8 protein-coding genes are annotated in these 5,756 nt (G+C 71.2%); 3 read left to right on the top strand and 5 right to left on the bottom strand.

Annotation, left to right across the window (positions count from 1 at the left end; all coding sequences use genetic code 11):
• The first annotated feature begins 288 nt into the window (after window positions 1-288).
• A complete protein-coding gene (locus WHI96_RS26975) occupies window positions 289-1,209 on the top strand; it encodes a substrate-binding domain-containing protein (RefSeq protein ID WP_281010805.1) in 921 nt (306 codons plus the stop codon).
• A gap of 213 nt (window positions 1,210-1,422) precedes the next feature.
• Here WHI96_RS26975 and WHI96_RS26970 read toward each other — a convergent pair whose 3' ends face one another.
• Complete coding sequence (locus WHI96_RS26970) at window positions 1,423-2,010, bottom strand: ATP-dependent DNA ligase (RefSeq protein WP_345648589.1); 588 nt, start codon at window positions 2,008-2,010, stop codon at window positions 1,423-1,425.
• 283 nt (window positions 2,011-2,293) lie between these two features.
• Here WHI96_RS26970 and WHI96_RS26965 point away from each other — a divergent pair, with 283 nt between their 5' ends.
• Window positions 2,294-2,572: a hypothetical protein gene (locus tag WHI96_RS26965; RefSeq protein WP_345648592.1), complete on the top strand. Its 279-nt coding sequence runs from the start codon at window positions 2,294-2,296 to the stop codon at window positions 2,570-2,572.
• A 329-nt stretch (window positions 2,573-2,901) separates the two neighbouring features.
• Here WHI96_RS26965 and WHI96_RS26960 read toward each other — a convergent pair whose 3' ends face one another.
• Complete coding sequence (locus WHI96_RS26960) at window positions 2,902-3,060, bottom strand: hypothetical protein (RefSeq protein WP_345648595.1); 159 nt, start codon at window positions 3,058-3,060, stop codon at window positions 2,902-2,904.
• 190 nt (window positions 3,061-3,250) lie between these two features.
• On the bottom strand, window positions 3,251-3,460 hold the full coding sequence (locus WHI96_RS26955) for a hypothetical protein (protein WP_345648598.1): 210 nt from the start codon (window positions 3,458-3,460) through the stop codon (window positions 3,251-3,253).
• Window positions 3,461-3,635: 175 nt separating this feature from the next.
• Here WHI96_RS26955 and WHI96_RS26950 point away from each other — a divergent pair, with 175 nt between their 5' ends.
• Window positions 3,636-3,818: a YegP family protein gene (locus tag WHI96_RS26950; RefSeq protein WP_130289987.1), complete on the top strand. Its 183-nt coding sequence runs from the start codon at window positions 3,636-3,638 to the stop codon at window positions 3,816-3,818.
• 90 nt (window positions 3,819-3,908) lie between these two features.
• On the opposite strand, the gene WHI96_RS26945 is transcribed toward WHI96_RS26950, so the two are convergent.
• Both WHI96_RS26945 and WHI96_RS26940 read right to left on the bottom strand, forming a co-directional pair.
• Window positions 3,909-5,333: a relaxase/mobilization nuclease domain-containing protein gene (locus tag WHI96_RS26945; protein WP_345648606.1), complete on the bottom strand. Its 1,425-nt coding sequence runs from the start codon at window positions 5,331-5,333 to the stop codon at window positions 3,909-3,911.
• On the bottom strand, window positions 5,330-5,524 hold the full coding sequence (locus tag WHI96_RS26940) for a hypothetical protein (protein WP_345648609.1): 195 nt from the start codon (window positions 5,522-5,524) through the stop codon (window positions 5,330-5,332). The genes WHI96_RS26945 and WHI96_RS26940 overlap by 4 nt, the downstream gene beginning before the upstream one ends.
• Window positions 5,525-5,756 lie beyond the last annotated feature (232 nt).

Raw genomic sequence — 5,756 nt, 5'->3', positions numbered from 1 at the left:
CTGAAGCTCCTGGTCAGGCGGATTGATCTAGGCAATCGCCCGTCTACCAGGAGCTTCACCCTTTCGAGGTCACGCCACGCCGCACGCCAGCTGACCTGCTCGTCCATCAGGTTGGCAAAGGCTCACTGACCCACGGGCCACCCATCACCAACCGCATACGCAGCAGTTCAGTGCATTCGGCGCCGCAACAACAGTCTGTTTATGCCCAACAAACCTGCGTATCATGATCACTGTGCCAATCTGTTCTGCCACGAAGCGGAACAGCCCACACAGCTATCGTGTGGTGCCGTGACGCGGTATCGCGACATCGCGCTCGGCATCGCCCGCCGCATCCACTCCGGCGACCTGGCGTCAGGTACCGAGCTGCCCAGCGTCCGAGAGCTCGCTCGCGAGCACGGGACCACCGCAAGCACCGTGACCCGGGCCTACCGACACCTCGCCGACGGCGACGTGATCGTTCTCGCCGATCGGCGGCCGGCTCGAGTGCCGCCCACCGGCCGGGTGGCCGCCGCTAGGTTCCTCGACTCCGACCGGGTGTTCCGCCTGGCCGCCAGCGATGACCCGGCGCTGCGATTCCTGCTCGATGCCGTCGGGCACGCGGTGACCGGCAGCGGTGTGCGCGGAAGCTTCCACGCATTGCGCGCGCTCGAGCGCGGCGACGCCGACGGCGCGGCGATCCACCTGCGCGACCGCGCAGGTGTCTACAACGAGCACTTCGGTCGGGCGCTGCTGCGCCACCGTGATCCCCACCTGATCCACCTGTGGCGACGAGAACAGGGGTTTTTGCTGCCACCCGGGAACCCGGACGGGATCCGCACCGCGCACGACGTAGGTGGACTGCGCATCGCCAGACGCGAGACCGGCGCAGGTACCAAGGTGCTGCTCGACCAGCTCCTGATCGAGGCAGGGACATCCCCAGAACACATCGCAGGACCGGAGCTGGCCTCTCACTTCGAATGCGGCCTCGCCGTCGTCGCCGGCATCGCGGACACCGCGCTCGGGCTGCGCTCGGCAGCCCGCGACCTCGGGCTGGACTTCGTGCATGTCGCGTGGGAGCCCTACGAGCTCGTGCTGCCCGCCGAGTCGCTGCCGCCTGCCCAACCTCTCGTGGCCGCCCTTGCCCGTGCTGATCTCCGAACCCGGATCAATGCCCTCGGCGGATACGACCTCAGCCTGTCCGGCCAGACCACCCACCTGACAACGGACTGACTGCACGCCGCAGGTCCTGCACCGGCCTCATACGGCCCGCTCGTATCGCTGCTGAGGCCCGCGGTTCCTGGTCTTGACGTCGTCGCCCGGAGCCATGCTGTTCCTCTGCTCCGTTCCCGCTCCGTACAACCGCATGCGACGCCTGTCGCAGAACGGGGCGTCGCCCGCTCCCGATGTGACCAGCCACGACGTAGCGAGCACATCGCTCGGACCCTAGAGAATGTGCCGGATCGCGGTCTTGATCCACGACCGCACCCGCTTACCGGGCACGTAGACCGAGTCGAGCTGCTTGGCCACCACGCCTTCGAGGCCCTGCGCGGCGACGGCGTCCATCACCACCGAACCTGGGGTGTCGACGAAGTTCGCCGGCACCCGCAGCGCGCCGCGCGCATCGAGACCGAGCCCGGCCAGGACCTCGCGCCGCTCCCGGTACGGCACCGCCAGCAACGAGTCCCCGTTGTGGCGCAGGACGTCGAAGACGATGTACTGCACCGGCGTCTGCCCGAGGAGCTCCGCGGCGGGGTGGGCGAGGTGCATGCGGTGCTGCAACAGCCCGAAGTCCGGCCGGCCACGCTCATCCAGGGTGACCAGCTCCCCGTCCAGCACCAGGCCCTCCCCCAGCCCGGCCGCGTCAGTGTCGGTAGCGGTGACGTCGGGGTAGGAAGAGGTGATGTCGCGGTCGTTGCGACTGAACAACCTCAACCCGTCCGGACTGGAGTAGGCGATGGCGCGGACGCCATGGAACTTCACCTCGAACGCCCACCCCCGAGACTCCGGCACCGGGCCAGCCGTGGCCAGCATCGGACGCACCAACCCCGCACCCGACCCGCCACTGGCTCCCCGCCTGTCCGCCACGCGGGGAGTGTCCTGCCCGGACCCGCGGCGTGGCGAGCCCTGGCCGGGTGGGGTCGCCCGTCCGGGGCCGTGGGCGGCTTCTCACCCAGCACGGCTATCGAACTAGTGTTCGATCTGGGTTAGCGTGGGATGCGGGTTCGCGGTGCCGGGGCGGGGAGGCCCTCGCACCGCGACCCGACCACAACGCGCGAGCCGATCGAGCGCCGACAGCAGTACCCGGGGAGGGGTCGTGGCCGAGAACCGCTACCGGCAAGAGCAGCCGGTCGACCCGCAGACCGACGCCGAGGCCCGCGCGCTGCGCACCATCGCGGGCCTGCTCGACGGTGACAACCCGGTCGTCGGGGACCGCGCCGTCGCCGGCCAGGTCGGCCAGGTGCTGCGCTCGAGCGCGAACGAGCTCGCGCACGGGCGGGCGCTGCCGATCCCGGTCCGCCGCGCCGTCCTCGCCCTGGCCGATGCCATCCGGGCCGCGCTCGACCCCCGCACCGGCGAACTGCGCGAACCATGACCCACGACCCCGACACGGCGCAGCGGCTGCGCGATGACCGGGCCCGTCTGGCCGCCGCGGCGGTGGCGCTGCGGCGCAGCGCGGCCGGGGCCGGCTACGCCGGGCTGCGCGGGCAGTACACCGGGTTCGCCCTCGCCGGGCTGCTGGACTCGGTGTCGCTGCAGCTCGACCAGGTCCCCGCCCAAGTACGGCGCGACGCCCTCGCCGCGGCCGGGCACCTCCTCGACGGCCCCGACGGACATCACGATCCCCGCACCATCGGCGCCCGCCCGGTCACCACCGCGCCCGGGCACCGGGGCGTTGACATGACCGCGTCAACCCGGGCCGGGTCAGGCCCCGGAGATCGTCAACCTCGTGCCGGGCGGGGCGGGCTGGTCGAGGTCGGTGACGACCTCCCCGTCGAGCAGCAGGACCTTGTTCTCCCAGTGCAGCGTGACCCGCTCCGGCGACATGCCCGCCGCGACCGCACGCTCCCGCACCGACACCACAGCCCCCGACTCCCCACCCACACCACAGACAACGACCCACCGCCGGCCGCGTTGCCGGCAGGCACTGCGACCTCGCCCACCCCCGATCGTGATCTGGCCGAGCACACCTCGACCACCGCGCCGAGCATTGCACCAGAGGCGGGCGGGATGGACGAGCAGGCGACCGGCCTGCCCCGAGCGCCGGGAACGTTCACTGATCGGTCGGGGCGTCGGCGTCGTTTCGGCGCGCGACCGGGTAGAGGTGCGGGATGTCGGGTCCGGTCGAAGGGTGCCCGGCGTCGATCAGCGCTTGCCTCAGCTGGGTATCCGACAGCGATGGCCCCTTCTGCAGCTCGGGCTCGATGTCGTCGCCAGGGTCGACGACGGGAACAGGAACGAGACGGCGTGGGCTCGAGGTCATGGCGACAGCACACGCCGCCGCCCTGGTCCTCGATGTGGATTCGGACCTTTCGCTCGCGATCGCGAACGCGGCTCCGCTCGTCTGCGGCAGCGGTGTGGCGCAGCAGGTGCGCTGGTGGACCGGTTGGGCTAGCGTCCGCCGCCACCAGGACAGATGACCACTGTGGAGGAATCAGATGGCGGGCAAGTTCGAGGTGTACCAGGACCGGGCGGGCAAGTACCGGTTCCGGCTCAAAGCCAGCAACGGCCAGGTCGTCGCCGTCGGCGAGGCCTACGAGTCCAAGGCCGCAGCGAAGAAGGGCTGCGAGTCCGTCCTCAAGGCCGCGGATGGCGCTCCCGTCGAGGAGGTCGACGCCTAGCTCACAGTCGGCGGGGGTGGCTGGCCGACGTCTCGAGTTGCCACCTCCGTCGATCCTGGCTGTGAGCTGATGTCGCGGCTCCTGTGAGTCTCACTCCTGCGCTGAGACCGATCGCCGGGTAGCGCTGTGGCGGGGCCGTGGTCCCACCACGGCGGTCGCGTGGTCGCGCTTCGCGGCGGGTTCTGACGTCTCCTTGCCGCGCTGATCCGCCCATTGGTTCAGATGCCGCACGGCGGCGCGCGCCGCCGATGCCTGATGCGCGCGATCGTGTTCCTGTTGCCAGGCTCCGATCTCCTGAAGCAGCGCCGCCAGCGACACGACCAGCGCCACGGCCGCAGCTCCGATGTCGTCCTGCACCCCCAGCATCCGGCGCCGCCGGATCAGCTGGCGAGCGACCCTCCTCAAGCCTGCCGATGCCGCACCCGACGTCCGCCCCGAGCCACATCGGGGTCGAGCCGATCGTGCGAAATGGTCGGCCGCCGTGCTCAACTCCTCCGACCACTCCCCGACCGCGGTCATCAGATCCCCCGTCGCATGGGCGACACCGTCCGGGTCTTCTCTGCCACCGCCGCGGCGCGCCACCCCCACCAGCGCACGCGCGCCATCGACACGTCGCCTCGCCGCAATGACCGGATTCGTAGCGTCCGATCCGCGGCCAAGCTCGTCCCAGACTCGCATCAGCCGCGGCAACGACAGGTCGGGCGCGAGCTTGCTGCCGCTGTAGAACACCGGCGCACCATCGGCGCTCACGTCAGCGGGCCGGGCCACCTTGTATCCCGACAGGTCACCGGACGGCGCGCGCCGCAGCTCGACGAGATAGCCACCCGACTCGAGAGCCGCCGCGAACCCGACGACGTCTGCCGAGGCCGCGGCCGCGGTCCGGACGGCCCGCGCCAGCTCGAGCCGAGCGGCCGGCCGTCCCTGACGCTGTGCCTTCTCCAGCTCACCCCGTCCCGGCGCCCTCGCCGCGGTCCCTTCGGCCGAAGCGGTGACGGTCAGCCCGAGTCGTTTCTCGATCCGGCGCGCCGTCTCACGGAGCCGGGGGTAGTCGTGGCTGGGCCAGAACCGGCGGGCGGTGTCCTGCCGGACCAGGACCGCCGCGATGTGGATGTGGTCATCGGCGTGCCGGATCGCGACCCACCGAGGTCCCCCGGCGTCTCCCGCCGCGGCGACCCCCGACCCGTCGAGCAACTCGCGTGCGATCGACGCCCACTGCTTGTCGGACAACACCCGGTCCCCGGCCGCGACGCGAGCAGAGCAGTGCCACACATAACCCCGCTTGCCGTCACCGTCGTTCTCCGGGAGCCCCACCGCGACCGCGGGAGCGCGCAGAGCCCGGATCAGCGGGCCCAACTCCAGGCCACCCGCATCGGTCTGCTGCGGCTGGCGACCCGCATCCTGCCCGTCCCAGCTCGCGATGACCCGCGGCCGGACGTGCTCCTGAGCCCGCCCGGGGCCCAGCAGGTAGGCGACCAGTCCCCCGACCCGCCAACCGTGCACGACCTTCGTGATCATCGGCGGGCCCGCTCGACCTCGGCCGTCACCGCGTCGATGACGGCATCGAGCCGCAGGAGCAGTTCCTCGACACGCGCGACGTCGAGACTCGACGCCGCAGCCATCTGCTGGGTGCGGACGACATCCGAGTGCAGCCGCAGAAGATCGGGCAGCCCCGTCGCTGCGTTGATGCCGCCCTCTGCGGCGATCATTGCCGCCTGCCCGATCCACGCCCCGACAGCGAGGCCGGCCAACCTCGCCCGCCCCCGAACCGCGTCCAGTTCCTCGGTCGAGAACCGCACAACGACCTGGCGGTTTGAACCGCCCCGGCGTGTCCGGAGAGCTATCGGGTTGAGTGCTCTGACTCGGGCTGGCCGATGTGTTGACGGTAGTGCGCGGCCTCCAGCTCGGCCGGGGGCAGGTCCGCGGCAGCGGAGTGCAGCC

It is taken from the genome of Pseudonocardia tropica, from assembly GCF_040105315.1.
Taxonomy (GTDB): domain Bacteria; phylum Actinomycetota; class Actinomycetes; order Mycobacteriales; family Pseudonocardiaceae; genus Pseudonocardia; species Pseudonocardia alni.
Note: the sequence above shows the minus strand (reverse complement) of the source record. Positions and strands in the feature narration are given on the sequence as shown.

Coding starts and splice junctions, on each gene's coding strand:
- WHI96_RS26970 (WP_345648589.1), bottom strand. CDS start 2,010: ATGCTGGCCACGGCTGGCCCGGTGCCGGAGTCTCGGGGGTGGGCGTTC.
- WHI96_RS26945 (WP_345648606.1), bottom strand. CDS start 5,333: ATGATCACGAAGGTCGTGCACGGTTGGCGGGTCGGGGGACTGGTCGCC.
- WHI96_RS26950 (WP_130289987.1), top strand. CDS start 3,636: ATGGCGGGCAAGTTCGAGGTGTACCAGGACCGGGCGGGCAAGTACCGG.
- WHI96_RS26940 (WP_345648609.1), bottom strand. CDS start 5,524: ATGATCGCCGCAGAGGGCGGCATCAACGCAGCGACGGGGCTGCCCGAT.
- WHI96_RS26955 (WP_345648598.1), bottom strand. CDS start 3,460: ATGACCTCGAGCCCACGCCGTCTCGTTCCTGTTCCCGTCGTCGACCCT.